The sequence below is a fragment of the Flagellimonas sp. S3867 genome (genome assembly GCF_014698935.1).
Taxonomy (GTDB): Bacteria; Bacteroidota; Bacteroidia; order Flavobacteriales; family Flavobacteriaceae; genus Flagellimonas.
The window spans coordinates 862,067-880,108 of record NZ_JACVMN010000001.1 but is presented as its reverse complement, the minus strand read 5'-3'; the positions used below and the strand labels follow the sequence as shown (position 1 = coordinate 880,108).

18 protein-coding genes are annotated in these 18,042 nt (G+C 40.5%); 14 read left to right on the top strand and 4 right to left on the bottom strand.

The genetic code is table 11. The features are described 5' to 3' along the window. The first annotated feature begins 17 nt into the window (after positions 1-17). From ligA to IAG46_RS03915, 3 genes are read left to right on the top strand one after another with little or no spacing between them, the layout of a single operon-like run. Positions 18-2,018 (top strand): NAD-dependent DNA ligase LigA, encoded by a 2,001-nt coding sequence (gene ligA, locus IAG46_RS03925; protein WP_190809010.1) that lies wholly within the window; start codon positions 18-20, stop codon positions 2,016-2,018. Continuing rightward, positions 2,015-2,596, top strand: a complete 582-nt coding sequence (locus IAG46_RS03920) for a M23 family metallopeptidase (protein ID WP_190809009.1) — start codon at positions 2,015-2,017, stop codon at positions 2,594-2,596. Before ligA ends, IAG46_RS03920 begins: the two co-directional genes overlap by 4 nt. Before the next feature lie 9 nt (positions 2,597-2,605). Next, entirely contained in the window at positions 2,606-2,905 is a 300-nt protein-coding gene (locus IAG46_RS03915) for a hypothetical protein (RefSeq protein ID WP_190809008.1), read from the top strand. Between the two features lie 51 nt (positions 2,906-2,956). On the opposite strand, the gene IAG46_RS03910 is transcribed toward IAG46_RS03915, so the two are convergent. The 4 genes from IAG46_RS03910 to IAG46_RS03895 all read right to left on the bottom strand — a co-directional run bounded on the left by IAG46_RS03910 (position 2,957) and on the right by IAG46_RS03895 (position 8,001). After that, positions 2,957-4,426 (bottom strand): T9SS type A sorting domain-containing protein, encoded by a 1,470-nt coding sequence (locus tag IAG46_RS03910; RefSeq protein WP_190809007.1) that lies wholly within the window; start codon positions 4,424-4,426, stop codon positions 2,957-2,959. Between the two features lie 131 nt (positions 4,427-4,557). Then, positions 4,558-6,105 (bottom strand): ComEC/Rec2 family competence protein, encoded by a 1,548-nt coding sequence (locus IAG46_RS03905; protein WP_190809006.1) that lies wholly within the window; start codon positions 6,103-6,105, stop codon positions 4,558-4,560. A 162-nt stretch (positions 6,106-6,267) separates the two neighbouring features. Further along, complete coding sequence (locus IAG46_RS03900) at positions 6,268-7,179, bottom strand: metallophosphatase (RefSeq protein ID WP_190809005.1); 912 nt, start codon at positions 7,177-7,179, stop codon at positions 6,268-6,270. Next, positions 7,180-8,001 carry a 5'-nucleotidase C-terminal domain-containing protein gene (locus IAG46_RS03895; RefSeq protein WP_190809004.1) on the bottom strand — a complete coding sequence of 274 codons (822 nt, stop codon included), beginning with the start codon at positions 7,999-8,001 and terminating at the stop codon, positions 7,180-7,182. Positions 8,002-8,008: 7 nt separating this feature from the next. Here IAG46_RS03895 and IAG46_RS03890 point away from each other — a divergent pair, with 7 nt between their 5' ends. The 11 genes from IAG46_RS03890 to coaE all read left to right on the top strand — a co-directional run bounded on the left by IAG46_RS03890 (position 8,009) and on the right by coaE (position 18,011). Beyond that, a complete protein-coding gene (locus IAG46_RS03890) occupies positions 8,009-8,542 on the top strand; it encodes a hypothetical protein (RefSeq protein WP_190809003.1) in 534 nt (177 codons plus the stop codon). Continuing rightward, a complete protein-coding gene (gene dapA / locus IAG46_RS03885) occupies positions 8,542-9,432 on the top strand; it encodes a 4-hydroxy-tetrahydrodipicolinate synthase (RefSeq protein ID WP_190809002.1) in 891 nt (296 codons plus the stop codon). Before IAG46_RS03890 ends, dapA begins: the two co-directional genes overlap by 1 nt. A gap of 117 nt (positions 9,433-9,549) precedes the next feature. Further along, entirely contained in the window at positions 9,550-10,365 is an 816-nt protein-coding gene (locus IAG46_RS03880) for an outer membrane protein assembly factor BamD (RefSeq protein ID WP_190809001.1), read from the top strand. A gap of 20 nt (positions 10,366-10,385) precedes the next feature. Beyond that, the gene (locus IAG46_RS03875) at positions 10,386-10,712 is read left to right on the top strand and encodes a DNA-directed RNA polymerase subunit omega (RefSeq protein ID WP_116183203.1); all 327 of its coding nucleotides are present in this window, start codon (positions 10,386-10,388) and stop codon (positions 10,710-10,712) included. A 3-nt stretch (positions 10,713-10,715) separates the two neighbouring features. Continuing rightward, positions 10,716-11,924 (top strand): bifunctional phosphopantothenoylcysteine decarboxylase/phosphopantothenate--cysteine ligase CoaBC, encoded by a 1,209-nt coding sequence (gene coaBC, locus IAG46_RS03870; protein WP_190809000.1) that lies wholly within the window; start codon positions 10,716-10,718, stop codon positions 11,922-11,924. After that, positions 11,917-12,807, top strand: coding sequence for a DUF4835 family protein (locus tag IAG46_RS03865; RefSeq protein WP_190808999.1), 891 nt, complete (start codon positions 11,917-11,919; stop codon positions 12,805-12,807). Before coaBC ends, IAG46_RS03865 begins: the two co-directional genes overlap by 8 nt. Positions 12,808-12,853: 46 nt before the next feature. Further along, on the top strand, positions 12,854-14,506 hold the full coding sequence (gene recN, locus IAG46_RS03860) for a DNA repair protein RecN (protein WP_190808998.1): 1,653 nt from the start codon (positions 12,854-12,856) through the stop codon (positions 14,504-14,506). An 87-nt stretch (positions 14,507-14,593) separates the two neighbouring features. Continuing rightward, positions 14,594-15,406 carry an enoyl-ACP reductase gene (locus IAG46_RS03855; RefSeq protein ID WP_190808997.1) on the top strand — a complete coding sequence of 271 codons (813 nt, stop codon included), beginning with the start codon at positions 14,594-14,596 and terminating at the stop codon, positions 15,404-15,406. 55 nt (positions 15,407-15,461) lie between these two features. Continuing rightward, positions 15,462-16,469, top strand: coding sequence for a glycosyltransferase family 2 protein (locus tag IAG46_RS03850; protein WP_190808996.1), 1,008 nt, complete (start codon positions 15,462-15,464; stop codon positions 16,467-16,469). 1 nt (position 16,470) lies between these two features. Then, positions 16,471-17,427: a YbbR-like domain-containing protein gene (locus IAG46_RS17805; RefSeq protein ID WP_190808995.1), complete on the top strand. Its 957-nt coding sequence runs from the start codon at positions 16,471-16,473 to the stop codon at positions 17,425-17,427. After that, a complete protein-coding gene (gene coaE, locus IAG46_RS03840; protein ID WP_190808994.1) occupies positions 17,424-18,011 on the top strand; it encodes a dephospho-CoA kinase in 588 nt (195 codons plus the stop codon). Before IAG46_RS17805 ends, coaE begins: the two co-directional genes overlap by 4 nt. Positions 18,012-18,042 lie beyond the last annotated feature (31 nt).

Genomic DNA, 18,042 nt, shown 5'->3' with positions numbered 1-18,042 from the left:
AAAACAAGTAAAAGACCATGACCATCCAAGAAAAAATCACATCCCTTCGGGATGAGCTCAGATTGCACAACCATAATTATTACGTGCTGGACAAGCCCACGATTTCGGATTATGACTTCGATATAAAGCTCAAAGAGCTTCAAAAACTGGAAGAAGAGCATCCTGAATTTTATGACGCTGCATCACCGACCCTTCGGGTGGGGGGAACTGTTACCAAAAACTTTGAGACGATTCAACATGAACACCGTATGTATTCCTTGGATAATTCCTATTCCAAGGACGATTTGGAGGATTGGGAGAAAAGAATCCAGCGAATTTTGGGTGATGTCCCTGTCGAATTCACCTGCGAATTAAAATATGACGGGGCATCCATTAGCCTCACGTATGAAGATGGAAAGCTGGTGAGAGCGGTTACCCGGGGTGATGGCTACCAAGGCGATGATGTTACCATAAACATCAAAACCATAAAATCAGTGCCTTTACAATTGCAAGGAGAGTACCCGCCCAAATTTGATATTCGAGGGGAAATCATTCTGACGTTGGAAGGATTTGGCAAAATGAATCAAGAACGAATTGCCAACGGTGAAGAGCCGTATATGAATCCACGAAACACGGCCTCTGGAAGCTTGAAATTGCAAGACAGTGCCTTGGTCGCAGAGCGCCCATTGGAATGTTTGTTATATAGTGTCGTTGGAAAGAACCTGGAAATTACTTCCCAGTTTGAAGTTTTGAAAAAGACACACTCATGGGGATTCAAGGTGCCCCAAGTGGCAGAACTTTGTAAAACTACGGATGAAGTAATGCAATTTGTAGAGCATTGGGATGTTCATCGACATGAATTACCCTATGAAACCGACGGAGTGGTCATAAAAGTGAACAGTCTCAGATATCAAGAAGAGTTGGGGTACACGGCCAAAGCACCACGTTGGGCCATGGCCTATAAATTTAAAGCTGAGCAGGTGTCAACCGTTTTAAATGAAATTACGTATCAAGTAGGAAGAACCGGAGCCATAACTCCTGTGGCAAACCTTGAACCCGTGTTGCTGGCAGGCACTACGGTTAAGAGAGCTTCATTGCACAATGCCGATCAGATTGAAAAGTTGGATATTAGAGAAGGTGATACCGTTTTTGTTGAAAAAGGAGGGGAAATTATTCCGAAAATCATTGCAGTTGATTTCACAAAACGACCGACGGCTTCGAACCCAACAAAATATATCGAGCTTTGCCCAGAATGTGCTACTGAATTGATTCGAAAAGAAGGTGAAGCACAACATTTTTGTCCGAATGATACTGGTTGTCCAACCCAAATCACAGGACGCATTCAACATTTTATATCCCGCAAAGCCATGGATATTGAAGGTTTGGGCGGAGAAACCGTAGAGTTATTGTTCAAGGAAGGTTTGATTGCCAATTATGCGGATCTATACACCCTAACCAAAGAACAGGTAATGCCTTTGGAGCGAATGGCTGAAAAATCTGCGGAGAATTTGGTCAATGGAGTAGAGGCTTCTAAGACCGTTCCATTTGAAAGAGTGCTTTTTGCATTGGGAATTCGATATGTAGGTGAAACCGTGGCCAAAAAATTGGCCAAGGCCTATAAAAATATCGATGCTTTGATGGTTGCTTCACAGGAAGAATTGGTGGCGGTGGATGAAATTGGAGAACGGATTGCCGAAAGTGTAATACAATTTTTTGACAACCCAACTAATGTAGAAATTGTAGAACGACTCAAATCATATGGATTACAATTTTCACTTTCCGAAGCACAGTTGGAAAATCAGTCCGACACGTTAAAAGGGCAGACTTTTGTGGTTTCAGGAGTGTTTGAATCTCTTGGACGAACGGAATTAAAGAAATTGATAGAGGATAATGGGGGCAAGGTAGCTTCGTCCATATCGTCTAAAACCAGTTTTTTGGTAGCTGGTGATAAAATGGGACCCAGTAAAAAGACCAAAGCGGAGAATTTGGGTGTTCCCATTATATCGGAACAGGATTTTTTATCCAAACTGGATTCATGATCACCAACACCACAAGGCGTTTTTGGTATTTTCTACTGACAAGCTTTGCTTTTTTGGTACGATACAGATATTTCAAGAAATGGTTTTGGTTGCCAATTCTAGTATTACTGCTTGGATTTCTATGCCCCCAAAATATGGTCATTCCCGTTAAGGGAGCTACTACGAGCAGTTGGGACGAAAAATCGTTTTGGGCCTATCCCTGGGGGAGCTCGATAACCCACAAAGGAGTTGACATTTTTGCCGATAAAGGCACTCCTGTAATTGCCTCAACAAATGGAATAGTAGTGTATACACATGAAGGAGGGAAAGGGGGGAAGTCCATTATGGTCTTGGGACCAAAATGGCGATTTCATTATTATGCGCATTTGGATGAAATCCAATCCTTTCCATTAAAACCTGTAAAAAGAGGTTCGACTTTAGGGACAGTTGGCAATACTGGAAATGCCCAGGGAAAACCAGCTCATTTGCATTATGCTATTACCACACCATTTCCTTATGTACATTTAAAGGATTCAGAGGCCGTTCAAGGTTGGAAAAAAATGTTCTATCTGAGTCCGGATACGTGGCTTCGTCCATAACTTTGTAAGATGATGCCCAAAGACTTTATAGCTTTCCTGGAAACTTTGAGTTTGTCAAAACCACCATCTAAATGGCCGCTGGTTCTACAATCTTTGTGGTGGGATGCCAAAGGCAATTGGCATACTTCGCATGATATAGCTCAAGATATCCACAACTCAATAGGCTGTTGGATTCATGCCTATTTGCACCGAAAGGAAGGCGATGACTGGAATGCAAGATATTGGTATAGGCAGGCAGGTAGACCGTTCCCAGAATCGACTTTAGCTGAAGAATTACAAGAGTTGGTCGAGTTTGTAATCAGCACATAAAAAATGCCGAGCAAATTGCCCGGCATTTCTCAAACAGCTAGTTTATTTGAGTTACTGCTTATAAATTTTGACTACTTCGGAGGTATTGTCGTCATAAGTCAACTGTAAAATATATAACCCTGACCTGCCCCTAAAATTTGAAAGATCTATAGTAGCGTTTGTTCCGCCTCTTATTTTTCCTTTCGGAACGGAATATTGACTTCCAGAAAAATCCGAGATGGAGGCTTTCTTAATTGATCTCCCTTCAGCCAGTGTAATATTGACATTGCTAATGAATGGATTTGGATAAAGTGAAACTACATTTTGGGCTCCTGCCAATGGGTCGTCCCCACCATTTCCGTCGTTGCTTCTATCCTCCATAACTTCCCGGTTTACTTTACCGTTCCATCCCATGTCATCAAAAATTGAAAGCACAATATTGTCAGGACTTGCGTATGAAAGTCCTCTTGACAAGAAAGGAACCATTAGTCCATTCGGACCACCGGCATAGGTTGCAAAATCTAGATGTGAGTAACTTGATCCTGGCAACCAAACGTCGGTCAAGCCTGGGATATCACCAAAAATTTCTGAATCAAGAATGGTAAACAATTGGGCACCTTTACCTTGGGTCGCTTTTTTGATTCTAGGTCCTTTAGCGGTTAGTGGACCGGATAACAATACATCTCCCAACGCTGTGGTGAAATTACCATACCTGTTTTCTTTTAAGATGGACTTACCATCTGAAGAATTTGCCAAACGATCGTAGATTGCTGGGAAAATTGGATCTGGAATCCCAAAGCCATAGTCGCCAATACCGCTAGCATTGTCAACAAACATAGAGCCAAAGAAACCAAGTCCGTGACCAAGCTCATGCAATACAACTGTTTTAAAATCAAAATCTCCAGCAGGCGTATTCCCATCTGTTCCGTAATACCAGTTTGGGAAAACTGTGCTAAAGCGTGCAATGATGTCATAACTGGCCGGAGAAAGATCTTCTCCGCTCAATTTATCTGCAAGTGCATTTCCGTACCAAGTGCTACGCTCCAATCCTGGAGAATTTGCAAAAACGCTGGTAGGACCTGCAGATCCTAAAACACCTGGGCCCAAAGGCTGAAAAACCGCAGCCACAAAAATTGGCACATCAGATGATAAGCTGGCTGCCCATGCATCCACCGCTGATTGAAATGCAGTTGCTGCAATTATAAAATCCGCATCGGGAAAACTAGGGTCAAAGTTGAAATAATCAACAAAAATTGTTGCGCCACTTGGTGCTTTTTTAGAGGTTGAAGCTGTTTTCAGAACTCCATTCATCTTAAGTCCAGCTTTGGCACTTCCCATTTGGTGGTGACCTACGGCAGCAGCATCATTTGTATGGATGTTACAAGCAATTTCTCCATTTTCGTTTACAGTTAGTTGACTGATGGGCGCTGGCAATTCATATTCGCTTTGCGCATGGGAAAATGAAACCAAAAGCAGTGTTAGGAAGAAGGAAAGTAATATAGGTAATGATTGGGTTTGTGGGGTAGTAGTCTTTTCTTTCATATAGTTATGTTTGTGTTAAGGTTCGCACGTAAAATACAAAAATTGTTAAAATATTAACAAATATTCGATTCATTTTTTCTGAACAATGAGATTTCATCGTTGAAATGCATTAAAAAGCGGCTTATTGGTTTTTAACATAAATGCAATTCTCCATCATCATCAATTTTATATTCGTAGTAAAACCATTTCTTCTTATCGGATTGCTCTTCAAATTTAAATGCTGTAATAAGTCTTTCCCCATCTGTTTTTAGGTAAACGGCGCCATAAACATCTACATTGGTCCGGCCAAGATGTGAGATCTTATCTTTAATAGAATCCACAAAATCTTCTTCTGGTTGTGCGGTGTCAATCAATTCGTCAATATGATTTTTTAATTCCTCCACTTTTTCTTGATCTTCGTTTTCCCGGGTGGATCGTTGAAGTTCTGTTGAAAGAATCACGGGAGATTTTCCCCGTCCGAACTTTCCTAACCTTCCCAATAGGTCGGGTCGGGGGTGTACATGTCCTTCTTCATCGCCAGATGAAATAACAAAACAGGCAGGGTTTACCACTTTCATAAACTCATCGGTGACTTTTTCGGAACCGTGGTGACACACCTTCATAATTTCTGATTTAAACCATTTTGAACTCTCATCCAGCATGGTTTGATAATTGGGATTGCTTTTGGAAGGAAAGGAATCCAAATCCGAATAATGGGTCAACAAATATTTTTCTGCCGGAACGTTGAGGTCTCCTCCAAAAAGCACTTTGTATTTGCCAAAATGCAATCTTAATATTATTGAATGTCCATTTTTTGTTTTTCCATAGTTGCTACTTATCCTTTTTAATTGGGGATTGTCGTTGGCATCGTATTCTACAACGGGGCCCAATACTTCAATACTATATTTTTTGGAGGGTACGGGGTGAAAACCCGGCATATAGGCCCTTCCATTTCTGTGAACACTATGATCAGGGTCGATGGAAAGCATTTTAAAATCTTGAATTTTTGGATTGTTAAGTGCATTGAACATTACAGGCGGAAACACTTTTTTACCGAACGTTGAATCGTCGCTAAAATGTGTTACAATGTGAGCCTTTTCAGTGGCAAGGTCTTTAATATAAAACACCCCTGTATTACCATCTTCGGTAACCCCGCCCAACTTTTCAAATGTTCCCGTAACGGGGCGCTCCACCAAACCATTTTGATAAATCGTCTTGAAACCAATATCATGATCGGCAAATATGTCCTTAAAACCCAAATAATGGTCTTTGTCTGGATGGGTGATAACGGCAGCCTCAAAATCAAAGCCTCGATAGGCCTTAAACCGTCCATTTAAAAAAGTGGACATATTATGACCTTCACCGGCATCAATAACCATAATCTTTTCCTTGGCCCCATCTTCAGGAGTTATTAAAACTGCTCCATCGCCCTGGCCAACATCCAGAAATATAATTTCAAGCGGTCTTTGGTTCGAAGTGTGTTCAGTTTTGATGTAATAGATTATTTTCTTGGTCTTTGGAGCCCAAATAATGGCAGTCCATCCAGGTCCGACCTGGGTATAATCATGCCCTTCATCAACTTTTAACCAGTCTCCCCAAAGCACTTGTTTGGCTTTTTTTAATTCCTGATCGTCTTCATCAAAAGTGTATAGGTAAACCGGTTTTCCCTTGGGTGCTAGATCTACATAAGTGTGTACCATGATGTTAGTTTTGCGTTTTTAGAATTGATTGAAATAGATACTATTGGAGGCATTCCAACAACAGGGGGAGATAGGTTTAAATATACGTAAATTCCGACAAAATCCCGGATGGAATAGTTGCGAATAGAAAAAGAAGGATGCTATAAAAATGCGTTGATCTACTTAAACGGCAATACTCACCCCATTGGCCGAGGCATTTTTATCCGAATCAAAATAAAAATCTATCCGACCTAAATTAAGGCCAAAGGCACCAACCTGATTTACCAATACTGAATTTCCTTGTTGGTTGGTGCGCACATCAGGTTTATCTAAAAAAGTATGGGTGTGACCTCCAATAATTAAATCGGTATGATGGGTTTGTTGGGCCAGTTGTGTATCCGAAGCTCTTTCAGGATTTTGATAGTCGTATCCCAAATGGGAAAGGCAAATAATAAGGTCACATTTTTCCTCTTCTTTCAACAATCGTTCCGTGTCCAAGGCAATTTCAAAAGGGTTTAGGTATTCCGTTTCCTTATAAAGTCGTTGGGTGACCAAACCGTCCAGCTTAATTCCGATGCCGTACACTCCGATTTTGATTCCATCCAAAAGATAGGTTCTATATGGCTTCACAAAACCGTTCATTACGGTGTTTTTAAAATCATAATTGGCAGAAAGCAGTTCAAAGGTGGCATTGGGTACTTGAGCCAATAAACCATCGATGCCGTTGTCAAAATCATGATTTCCGATGGTTGCCGCATCATATTTAAGCTTACTCATCAGTTTAAATTCCAATTCACCGCCATAAAAGTTGAAATAGGGGGTGCCCTGAAAAATATCGCCTGCATCAAAAAGTAAAGTATTGGGATTCTCGTTTCGTATCTGTTCCACCAAGCTGGCCCTTCGGGCCACACCACCCAGGTTTGCGTATTGTGAGTGTGTGGTTGGGAAGGGGTCTATATGACTATGCACATCATTGGTGTGCAAGATGGTAATTTGGCGAGAACCAAATCCCTTGCAGGAGTTCAAACTCAATCCGCCCAAACCTATAAAAGTTGAGGTAGCTGCTGTATTTCGTAAAAAATCCCGTCTTTTCATTTACTTGAGTTCAATAAATCTATCATCCACCGATGCTCTTACCGTGTCTATTTTTTTTAAATGGTCAATAATGGCATTGCGCAACAAATAGCCCGTATCGGTCACACTTACCATATCATTGAAAAACCCGATACTGGGCCCTCCCTGAACCAAATAGTCGGAAGTGGCCACAAAATAATTTCGTGTTTCATCAAACGGACTTCCCTGGATATCCACGGACTCCAAATTTCCATTCTTGTCAAGAATTATTTGCATACCGGCAATGGGGTGTGCTTTGGACGCATTTACCAAAAAGGAGATAAGTTCTCTAACGGCTACCCCGTTTAATTCAACAACAGAAATATAATTTTCAAAGGGCATGACCTCAAAAGCATTTCTCGCGGACACATTTCCTTTGGAAATAATGGTGCGGATGCCACCTCTATTTAAAACCACAAAATCCAAATCCTTACCTGTTTGCTTTTTAAAAAGTGGAACGGTCTCGGCAAGAACAATATCGGCCATTAAATTCCCCATGGAAGTATTGTGCTTCGCATCGTCAAGAGGAATCGTCTCGGGAGCATAGGCCAGGGTGCTGTCCAAAACCTCATTAATTCGATTCTTGAACGGCGCTATATAATCCGAAATAGAATCCACAGCGGTTAAACTCGAATCAATTTTTAGCTGTTTCCCTTGAATTTTTGAAAGCTGTCCTTTCTCTTGCTGACAGGAGAGGAACAAACAAAAAGTTACGAATGCAACAAATTGTTTTAATTTTAAAATATACACGTGCTTATCTTTGTCTTGTAATCTTATGGAATAATTACCTTTGTAAAAATGCATAAAAAATATGTTTTTAAAAGGGTTCCAGGATAAATTTAAGGTTAAATCAGGTCTTAAATATTTAAGGGAGGCATTGGAAAATCCTCCCCAAACGGTCGCTAGGGACCAAGGGATTACCAGTATTGGTTGTATTGTTGATGTTGATAATTTTCAGAATGCAGAGGTGTTCTATGAACTAATCGACGATTATTCGCTCAGGCCCAATGCCATAAAAATCATTGGTTATAAGCGGGAATATGACAAGAACTCCCCCTACGCCATCCAAATTTTTTCCGATAAGGACCTGGGATGGAAAGGTGTAATTGAAAATGGATATGTGCTGGAGTTCTTGGGAAGGGAATATGATATGTTGATCAACTACTACGAAGAGGATAATTTAATGATGAAGTTGCTTTCGGTGAAAACCTCGGCAAGATTGAAAGTGGGTTTTGGAACCTTGGATCCAAAAATCAACGACTTGATCCTAAATACCGACCTAGCCAATTTTAAGATGTTTAAAAGTGAACTAAAAAAGTATTTGAAGGTTTTAAAAGAGTTGTAATGGAACAATTTAAGGGTACAGGAGTTGCTTTGGTAACACCTTTTGATAAAGATTTTTCAGTAGATGTGTCCGCTTTGGAGCGCGTCGTTGAGCACTGCATAGAGGGCGGGATTGATTATTTAGTAGCGCTTGGTACCACGGCTGAATCAGCAACCCTTTCCAAAGCAGATAAGCAATTGGTTATTGATGTTATTGTGCGGGCGAATGCCGGTAGATTACCATTGGTGCTTGGAATAGGAGGAAATAATACCGCTGCTGTTGTTGAAGAAGTTTCTCAAACGGACTTGTCCGATTTTGACGGTATTCTATCTGTGTCACCGTATTATAATAGACCTACACAAGAGGGTATTTACCAACATTTTAAGGCCATTTCCAAAGCGTCTCCCAAGCCAATAATTATGTACAATGTTCCCGCACGAACAGGGAGCAATATGTTGCCTGAGACCACCTTACGCTTGGCACAAGATTTTGACAATGTTGTTGCTATTAAGGAAGCTTGTGGAGATATGATTCAAATTGATAAGATCATAAAGGATAAGCCCGAAGATTTTATGGTGATTTCTGGAGATGACTTTACTGCTTTGCCAACCGTTTTGGCCGGTGGGTCCGGCGTTATTTCTGTTTTGGGACAAGGTCTGCCTGTATCATTCTCCAAGATGATACAATTGGGTATCAATAATAGCTCCGATGAAGCTTATAAAATGCATCATGCCTTGCAACCTGTTATGCAATTGATTTTTGAGGAAGGGAATCCCGCAGGAATCAAAAGTATATTTGAGACCTTGGGAATTTGCTCAGGGGTGGTTCGATTGCCCTTGGTACAGGCGACCCAACAATTGAAGACCAGAATTGCCGATTTTTTGAAGTCGTTTAATAAGGTTTATGCCTAAGGGGTGTTAAATGTTCGCCAAAACCTTAGCGGATGCGTAATCTTGCCCTTATTTTCGGTTATTATTCCATTTTTTATATCCGGTGATAATCACTAATTTTGCAAAATATTTTTGAGAATGAGGTCCGTATTCCTATTACTTTTAATTGCATGTGTCTTTTCGTCTTGTAACGAGTACCAAAAAGTGCTTAAAAACGAGGATGTTAAAGCCAAATATGATTTGGCCCAAAAATATTACGAAGAAGGAGACTTTAAAAGAGCAAAAAGACTTTACGAACAAATAGCACCACGATATGTGGGCAAGCCACAAGGAGAACGAGTAATGTTCTTTTTTGCAAACACGTACTTTAAAACAAGGGACTACTATTTGTCCGGATACCAATTTGAACGTTTCGTAAAGTCGTATCCAAGGAGCGACAAGATTCAAGAAGCTACATTTTTGGGAGCTAAAAGCTATTATGAGCTTTCTCCAGAGTTCTCTTTAGATCAAACTGATACCGATAAGGCGTTGGTAAAACTTCAGTCATTTATTAATACATACCCAGAATCGGAGTTTTTTGATGAAGCCAATGCAATGGCCAAGGAACTTAACGCGAAAAAAGAGAAGAAGCAGTTAGAAATTGCAAAGCAATTTAACAAGTTAGGGCAGTTCAATTATCCTATTTTGGTCTCTGCAATCACTGCTTTGGACAATTTTATCTCTGACAATCCTGGTTCTGTTTATAGAGAAGAAGCCTTATATTATCGAATAGAGGCCACAGCTAATCTGGCCATTAACAGTGTAGAGAGTAAAAGAAAAGAACGTTTGGAAGATGCGCAGGCCTCATATAATAATCTCTTACGTTATTTTCCAGATACAAAATTTAAAAAGAAAGCTGACAACTTATCCAGCAGAATCCAAAAGGAGTTGGGAGAATATTCCAATTCCAAATAAATAGTTTAAACACGCAGTCCATGCAAGATTTGAAAAATACCAAAGCACCCGTTTCTACGGTTACCCATAACAGGAACGAGTTCGATGAAAAAACTGATAACATTTACGAAGCTATTTCAATAGCCTCAAAACGTGCTATCCAAATCAATTCTGAAATTAAAAAGGAATTGTTGGAAAAATTGGAAGAATTTGCAACCTATAGTGATAGTTTGGAAGAGGTCTTTGAAAACAAAGAGCAGATTGAAGTTTCCAAATTCTACGAAAAACTTCCAAAACCACACGCTTTGGCGGTATTGGAGTGGTTGGAAGACAAAATCTATTACAGAAACACAGAGAAAGACGCCTAGGAAATGCTTAGCGGTAAAAACATCCTTTTGGGTATTACAGGAGGAATCGCCGCGTATAAGACAACGTTTCTTGTTAGGCTTTTGATAAAAGCTGGTGCTCAGGTCAAAGTAGTAATGACCCAAAGTGCCAGCTCTTTTGTTTCCCCCCTTACACTATCTACACTTTCCAAAAATCCGGTGCTGACAGATTTTGTCAACCAGGAAGACGGAAGTTTGTCTTGGAACAATCATGTAGAACTTGGGCTATGGGCCGATTTAATGATTGTTGCTCCGGCTACGGCCAATACGCTTTCCAAAATGGCACACGGCACCTGCGATAATCTGTTAATGGCTACATACCTATCGGCGAAATGTCCGGTATATTTTGCCCCGGCTATGGATTTGGATATGTACAAGCACCCATCGACCAAAGTATCGTTTGACAAATTGGAGTCTTTTGGAAACATCATGATTCCTGCAGAATCTGGCGAATTGGCCAGTGGACTTCACGGAGAAGGACGGATGGCAGAACCTGAGACCATTGTAGAATTTCTTCGAGAGGATTTAAGCAAAGACCTTCCATTGAGTGGAAAAAAGGTACTGATTACGGCTGGCCCCACTCACGAAGCAATTGACCCGGTCCGTTTTTTGGGGAACCGCTCTTCCGGAACCATGGGCTTTGAATTGGCAAAACAGGCTGCGAAATTAGGAGCGCACGTGATTTTGGTTTCCGGACCTTCCAATTTAAGTGTATCGGAAAACAGTACTATCAATTTGATTAGAATAACTTCTGCCCAAGAAATGTTCGATGCTTGCCTCAAACATTATGAAGATGTTGCTATTGCAATCTGCGCAGCTGCAGTTGCCGACTACCGTCCCAAACACGTGGCCACCGAAAAAATCAAAAAGAAGGAAGGGGATTTGCAAATTGAACTGGAACGTAATCCCGACATCCTGTTTTCATTAGGAGAGAAAAAAACCACTCAATTTTTAGTGGGCTTCGCCTTGGAAACCGAAAATGAACTGGAAAACGCCAAGGGAAAACTACAACGGAAAAACTTGGATGCCATAATTCTTAATTCCTTGAAGGACGAGGGTGCAGGCTTTGGGGGAAACACCAATAAAATTACTTTTATTGATAAGAATTTGGATATAAAAACGTTTGGTTTGAAGACGAAGCCCGAAGTGGCTTCCGATATTTGGGAAGAAATTATCGCCAGAGTCCATGCGTAACCTTTTAATCGTCGTTTTTTTTCTATCATTTTCGCAGGCAATATTTGCCCAAGAAATGAATTGCACCATCACGGTCAATTCAGATCAGGTAAGTCAGACCAACCAGCAGATTTTTAAGACACTCGAGCGTTCACTGAATGACTTTGTGAACAAAAACAAATGGACCAATCGGACCTATAGAGATAACGAGAGGGTAAATGCACGGATGTTCATTACGGTCACCCAATATGAATCTGACCGTTTCGAGGCGAATATCCAAATCCAATCATCAAGACCCGTTTACAATACTTCATATGAAAGCCCCATCTTTAATTATAAAGATGATGTTTTTAACTTTCAATATCAGGAATTTCAGCCCTTGGCCTATAACGAAAATGCATTCAGTTCCAATTTGGTGGCAGTTGTTTCATACTATGTCTACGTGATTCTAGGTTTGGATGCAGACACCTTTTCATTGGAAGGTGGTGATGAAATGTATCGGCAGGCACAAAATATCGTTGCCCAAGCCCAAGGGTCAAATTTTTCAGGGTGGAATCAGGAAACAGGACAACGAAGTCGTTTTGAACTAGTGGATAATCTCTTGAGTAATTCATTTAGGGAATATCGCATAGCCATGTACAATTACCATAGAAAAGGACTGGATATTTTGGGAGATAATAATAGCACGGGCAAGCAAATCATTGCAGGTAGCCTGCGTTTGTTCGAGACTCTTATCAAAAGAAGGCCCAACGCTTTTTTAATTCAGACCTTCTTTGATGCAAAATCCGAAGAAATCAGAAATGTCTTCTCTGATGGCCCAAAAATCGATGTGGTGAAGCTCAAGGAAACACTCAATAAAGTGGCGCCTTTCTATTCCAGCACATGGAACGAGATAAAATACTAGCCCATTTCTCCAAAGAGATTTATATTTACGGGGAAAATCTTCAGCATTGCTTACAAATCTTTCAATTCGGAATTATGCCCTGATTGACGACGTGAACGTTTCGTTTTCAGACGGCTTTACCACCATAACTGGCGAGACAGGGGCGGGTAAGTCCATTTTACTGGGAGGGCTTTCCTTGGTACTTGGGAAGCGAGCTGACCTTTCTTCTCTTAAAAACAAGGGGCAGAAATGTATCATAGAAGCAGAATTTGGGGTTTCAAAATATAAGTTGAACGATTTTTTTGAAAAAAACGACCTCGATTATGAGGATAGCACAATTCTTCGAAGAGAAATTTTGCCAAGCGGCAAATCAAGAGCTTTTGTGAACGATTCCCCAGTCACCCTAGATATTTTAAAACAGCTTGGAAATCAATTGATAGATGTGCACTCGCAGCACCAAACCCTGCAATTGACCGAGAATGATTTTCAATTGAAAGTTGTGGATGCCTTAGCAGGTAACCAAGGAAACCTCGAAAAGTACAGCGAACATTTAAACCTTTTTAAAACCGCATCGAACCAATTACAAGAATTGTTGGATTTTCAATCAAGTTCCACAAAGGAGCATGATTACAACAGTTTTTTGTTACAGGAGTTGGAGGCCGCTTCCTTAATGGAAGGAATGCAGGAAGAGCTGGAAGTGGAATACGGACAGTTGAGTAATGTGGAGAATATTTTGGAATTGCTGTCACAAGGGCATCAAGTGTTGAATGATGAGCAAATGGGACTGATGGGCCGTTTTGCCAACCTTAAACAAATCTTTCAAAACCTATCAGAATATGGGCAGGAATATGAAGCATTGAATCAGCGTGTGCAATCTGTGCTGGTGGAGATGGACGATGTGTCTGGTGAATTGGAAAATATAAAGGATGGGGTAGAGGCAGACCCAGAACGCTTACATGTGGTAAATGGAAAGCTGCAACAACTGTATGACCTTCAGAAAAAGCATCAAGTTGCATCGGTTGTGGAACTCATTGACATTAGAAATGAGCTTTCCCAGAAAGTGGATACGGTTGCAAACATTGATACCAAAATAAAGGAAAAGGAATCCGAGGTTGCCAAAATCAGGAATCAAGTTGAAAATTGGGCATCTAAAATAACAAGTGCCCGAAAATCCGTAATTCCTAAATTGAAGAAAATGCTCCAAGATAGTCTGTACGGATTGGGCATGCCTTCGGCAACATTCAATATCGAAGTGAGTCCATCCGAAAACTTTAAGTCCAATGGAAATGATGATTTTAGCTTTTTATTTTCTGCGAACAAAGGCTCCGATTACGGCGAGTTGAAGAAAGTAGCTTCAGGAGGGGAACTTTCTCGTATTATGCTGACCATAAAATCCATACTAGCAGCATACGAACAGCTGCCTACCATGATGTTTGATGAAATCGACACTGGAGTTTCTGGCGAGATTTCCAACCGAATGGGCGAGATTATGCAACAAATGGGCAGTACCATGCAGGTTTTTTCAATTACACATCTACCCCAAGTGGCCTCAAAAGGAAAACAACAGTTTAAGGTTTTTAAAGAAGAGAGTGCTGAGGGGACCACCACACGAATGAAAAAACTGAATCCAGAAGAGCGGATAGGCGAGTTGGCCGAAATGCTTGGTGGCAAAGCATTATCAGAATCAGCATTGGCCCATGCCAGGCAATTATTGCAATAATGTCGCTTTTGTTTCACACCCTAAAATCAAAAATGTAAAACTCGATAAGAATAAATATCTTTGTCGGCAAAACCAACGATATACACTATGGCATATAATCTTTTAAAAGGTAAAAAAGGAATTATTTTCGGAGCCTTGGATGAAAATTCCATCGCTTGGAAAACAGCCGAGCGCGTACATGAAGAGGGAGGTACATTTGTGCTTACCAACGCACCCATTGCAATGCGAATGGGACAAATAAATGAGTTGGCCGCAAAAACAGGCTCTGAGATTATTCCAGCAGATGCTACCAACGAAGAAGATTTGCAAAATTTGGTCGAAAAATCCATGGAAATCCTAGGTGGGAAATTGGATTTTGTGCTGCATTCCATCGGAATGTCTGTCAATGTGAGAAAAGGAAGAGCATATACAGATGAAAAATATGATTTCACCACTAAGGGTTGGGATGTGTCGGCACTTTCATTTCATAAAGTGATGCAAACCCTTTTCAAGGCCGATGCCATGAACAATTGGGGCAGCATTGTGGCCCTGACCTATATGGCAGCACAGCGAACCTTCCCAGATTACAACGATATGGCCGATAACAAGGCTTATTTGGAATCGGTTGCGCGTAGTTTCGGATACTTCTTCGGTAAAGAAAAGAAGGTAAGGGTAAATACCATTTCCCAATCACCGACTCCAACTACCGCTGGACAAGGTGTAAAAGGCTTCGGCGGATTTATCAATTATGCAGAGAAGATGTCACCCCTGGGCAACGCTTCAGCAGCGGATTGCGCGGATTATACCATTAGTTTGTTTTCCGATTTGACCCGAAAGGTAACCATGCAGAACCTATTTCACGATGGCGGGTTCTCCAATACCGGTGTAAGTCAAGAAGTTATTGATGAGTTCAGTGAATAATCAAAAGAAATAATTACAAAAGCCATCCTTTAAAGGATGGCTTTTGTGTTTCTAAATGGAATTGAAAATATCCATAATCGTACCGGTGTACAACAGGCCTGAAGAAATACGGGAATTGTTGGAAAGCCTTTGTTTACAAACTTCAAACCAAAATTTTGAAGTTGTTATTGTTGAGGATGGTTCGAGTGAAAGCTCAGAAGGGATTGTAAACCAATTTCAGGAAAAGTTACAGGTTTCCTATTATTTTAAATCGAATTCAGGGCCAGGAGATTCCAGAAATTTCGGAATGCAAAAAGCCAAAGGGAACTATTTTATCATTCTGGATTCAGACTGTATTCTACCCAAGCAATACCTTTCAGAAGTCGAAAAAGAGTTGAGAAATGACTTCGTACATTGTTTTGGAGGACCGGATGCTGCGGATGAATCCTTTACCACGGTTCAGAAGGCCATTAACTACGTAATGACATCGTTTTTTACGACCGGAGGTATTCGGGGTGGAAAAAAGTCTGTCGGCAAATTCCAGCCTCGCAGTTTCAATATGGGAATTTCAAAAGAAGCATTTGAAAAAGCAGGTGGTTTTGGTCGAATTCATCCAGGAGAGGACCCCGACCTTACATTTCGTATTTGGAAGGCCGGGTATGGTTCTAGATTGTTCCCAAAAGCCTTTGTCTACCATAAAAGGCGGATTGATTGGAACAAGTTCTACATTCAGGTCAATAAGTTTGGAAGGGTACGACCTATATTGAACAAATGGCACCCAGGAACAGCGAAAATTACGTATTGGTTTCCCACGGTGTTTATTATTGGACTTTGCTCGGCATTAGTGCTATTGCTAATAGGGAGTGTTATACCAATGCTCTTGTATAGCGCGTACTTTTTTATGCTATTTGTTGATGCATTGGCCAACACGAAAAATATTAAAGTTGCTTTTCTTGCAATTTTTGCTGCACTAATCCAGTTTACTGGATATGGAATAGGTTTTTTAAAATCGACAATGTTGCTTAATTTTAGTAGCAAGGAACCTGAGGAGCTTTTTCCAAAATTGTTTTTTAAAAAAAGATAGGGTGTTCAAAAAACTATTGACCAGGGCGAGTAATAGAAAGGTGAAGGTGTTTTCGCTTTTTTTATTATGTTCATTTTTCGCTTGGTTCTTAAGCAATCTATCGGATTCGTATGAGTCTAGGGCAAACTTCAACCTCTATTACAATAACTTGCCCGACACGCTTCTTTTGGGTAACAATTCTGCAGAAACCATTGAAGCAAAAATAAAAACAAGCGGATTCCGGCATTTTTATTTCAATCTATTCAATAAAAAAATCAATATAGATTTGTCCCAATCGGTATACGCAAATGAAAGGTACACGTTGACCGAGGATGCCTTGAAAAAACAAATTGAAAGTCAGCTTTCCCAAAATATTTCATTGGTCGACCTATATAGAGATGAACTGTTTGTTGATTTGTATAAGGTGGCTTCAAAAGAAGTTCCCATAAAGGCCACTTTAGACATTCAATTTCAGCAAAACTACATTTTGGAGGGAGCGTTAATTGTTGAGCCCCAAACAGTTTTGGTGAAGGGGCCACCAAGTGAAATTGATACCCTGCAACAAGTATTTACTTCAAAAGTTCAGTTGAGGAACATCGCCTCCGATTTTTCAGAAGATATCCCGATAGTGTTCCCCAAGAGCATGAACAATAGTATTTTTTCAATAAGCCGGGTAAATGTTTCAGGAAAAGTGGCCAGATTTTCCGAAAAGGTATTTGAGGTTCCTGTAACGGTCATAAATTTACCAGAGGGGTTTAATATTAAAACCTTCCCGGCAGCAATTTCAGTGCTTTGCAAAGCAACTATAGAGCAGTTAAAGGTCATGGATCCTGATGATTTTGAAGTTGTCGCCGATTACGGGCAACTTGCCAATTCCAATGATAATGTCCTCTTTTTACAGCTGATCCGGAAACCGCAAAAATCCCATGGAGTAAGACTGCTTGAAAATAAGGTTAACTTTGTTTTAGAGCAAAAATGATTGTTGTTGGACTTACAGGTGGGATAGGAAGCGGTAAAAGTACCGTGGCTAATATGTTCCGAGAATTGGAAGTACCAGTGTATGATTCGGATGAGGAAGCAAAGCAATTGATGATTTCGTCCGGCAAGATAAAGAAGTCCATTATCTCACTTTTAGGCAAGAAAGCCTATTCTGAAGGAAATTTGAACAGAAGTTATATTGCGAACAGGGTGTTTAACAATCCCGACCTCTTACAGCAATTGAATGATATTGTACATCCTGAGGTGCGAAAGCATTTTTTGGATTGGGTAGATGACCAAACCTCCAATTATGTGATTCAAGAAACTGCTTTGATTTTTGAAAATGGGGCACAAGACAATTATGACCATGTACTTTTGGTGACCGCACCGATAGAACTTCGCCTACAACGGGTGATGGAAAGGGATGCAACCTCAGAACAAGAAGTTATGGGTCGTATGAACAACCAAATGGATGACTCAGAAAAAATGGAGTTGGCCGATTTTTGTATCGAAAACCTCGATTTGGAAACTACCAAAAAAGCAGTGAAAAAACTGCACCGCAAACTGAATAGACCCAATCACTGATTCAAAATTTTAACATTTTTGTTAAGGTTAG

Excerpts from the sequence above, each read along its gene's own strand:
- IAG46_RS03910 (WP_190809007.1), bottom strand. The coding sequence starts at position 4,426 with ATGAAAGAAAAGACTACTACCCCACAAACCCAATCATTACCTATATTA.
- IAG46_RS03850 (WP_190808996.1), top strand. The coding sequence starts at position 15,462 with ATGGAATTGAAAATATCCATAATCGTACCGGTGTACAACAGGCCTGAA.
- IAG46_RS03865 (WP_190808999.1), top strand. The coding sequence starts at position 11,917 with ATGCGTAACCTTTTAATCGTCGTTTTTTTTCTATCATTTTCGCAGGCA.
- IAG46_RS03895 (WP_190809004.1), bottom strand. The coding sequence starts at position 8,001 with ATGCATTTTTACAAAGGTAATTATTCCATAAGATTACAAGACAAAGAT.
- IAG46_RS03915 (WP_190809008.1), top strand. The coding sequence starts at position 2,606 with ATGATGCCCAAAGACTTTATAGCTTTCCTGGAAACTTTGAGTTTGTCA.
- coaE (WP_190808994.1), top strand. The coding sequence starts at position 17,424 with ATGATTGTTGTTGGACTTACAGGTGGGATAGGAAGCGGTAAAAGTACC.
- IAG46_RS03855 (WP_190808997.1), top strand. The coding sequence starts at position 14,594 with ATGGCATATAATCTTTTAAAAGGTAAAAAAGGAATTATTTTCGGAGCC.
- IAG46_RS03905 (WP_190809006.1), bottom strand. The coding sequence starts at position 6,105 with ATGGTACACACTTATGTAGATCTAGCACCCAAGGGAAAACCGGTTTAC.
- dapA (WP_190809002.1), top strand. The coding sequence starts at position 8,542 with ATGGAACAATTTAAGGGTACAGGAGTTGCTTTGGTAACACCTTTTGAT.
- IAG46_RS03875 (WP_116183203.1), top strand. The coding sequence starts at position 10,386 with ATGCAAGATTTGAAAAATACCAAAGCACCCGTTTCTACGGTTACCCAT.
- IAG46_RS03900 (WP_190809005.1), bottom strand. The coding sequence starts at position 7,179 with ATGAAAAGACGGGATTTTTTACGAAATACAGCAGCTACCTCAACTTTT.
- IAG46_RS03880 (WP_190809001.1), top strand. The coding sequence starts at position 9,550 with ATGAGGTCCGTATTCCTATTACTTTTAATTGCATGTGTCTTTTCGTCT.
- IAG46_RS03890 (WP_190809003.1), top strand. The coding sequence starts at position 8,009 with ATGTTTTTAAAAGGGTTCCAGGATAAATTTAAGGTTAAATCAGGTCTT.
- ligA (WP_190809010.1), top strand. The coding sequence starts at position 18 with ATGACCATCCAAGAAAAAATCACATCCCTTCGGGATGAGCTCAGATTG.
- IAG46_RS03920 (WP_190809009.1), top strand. The coding sequence starts at position 2,015 with ATGATCACCAACACCACAAGGCGTTTTTGGTATTTTCTACTGACAAGC.
- coaBC (WP_190809000.1), top strand. The coding sequence starts at position 10,716 with ATGCTTAGCGGTAAAAACATCCTTTTGGGTATTACAGGAGGAATCGCC.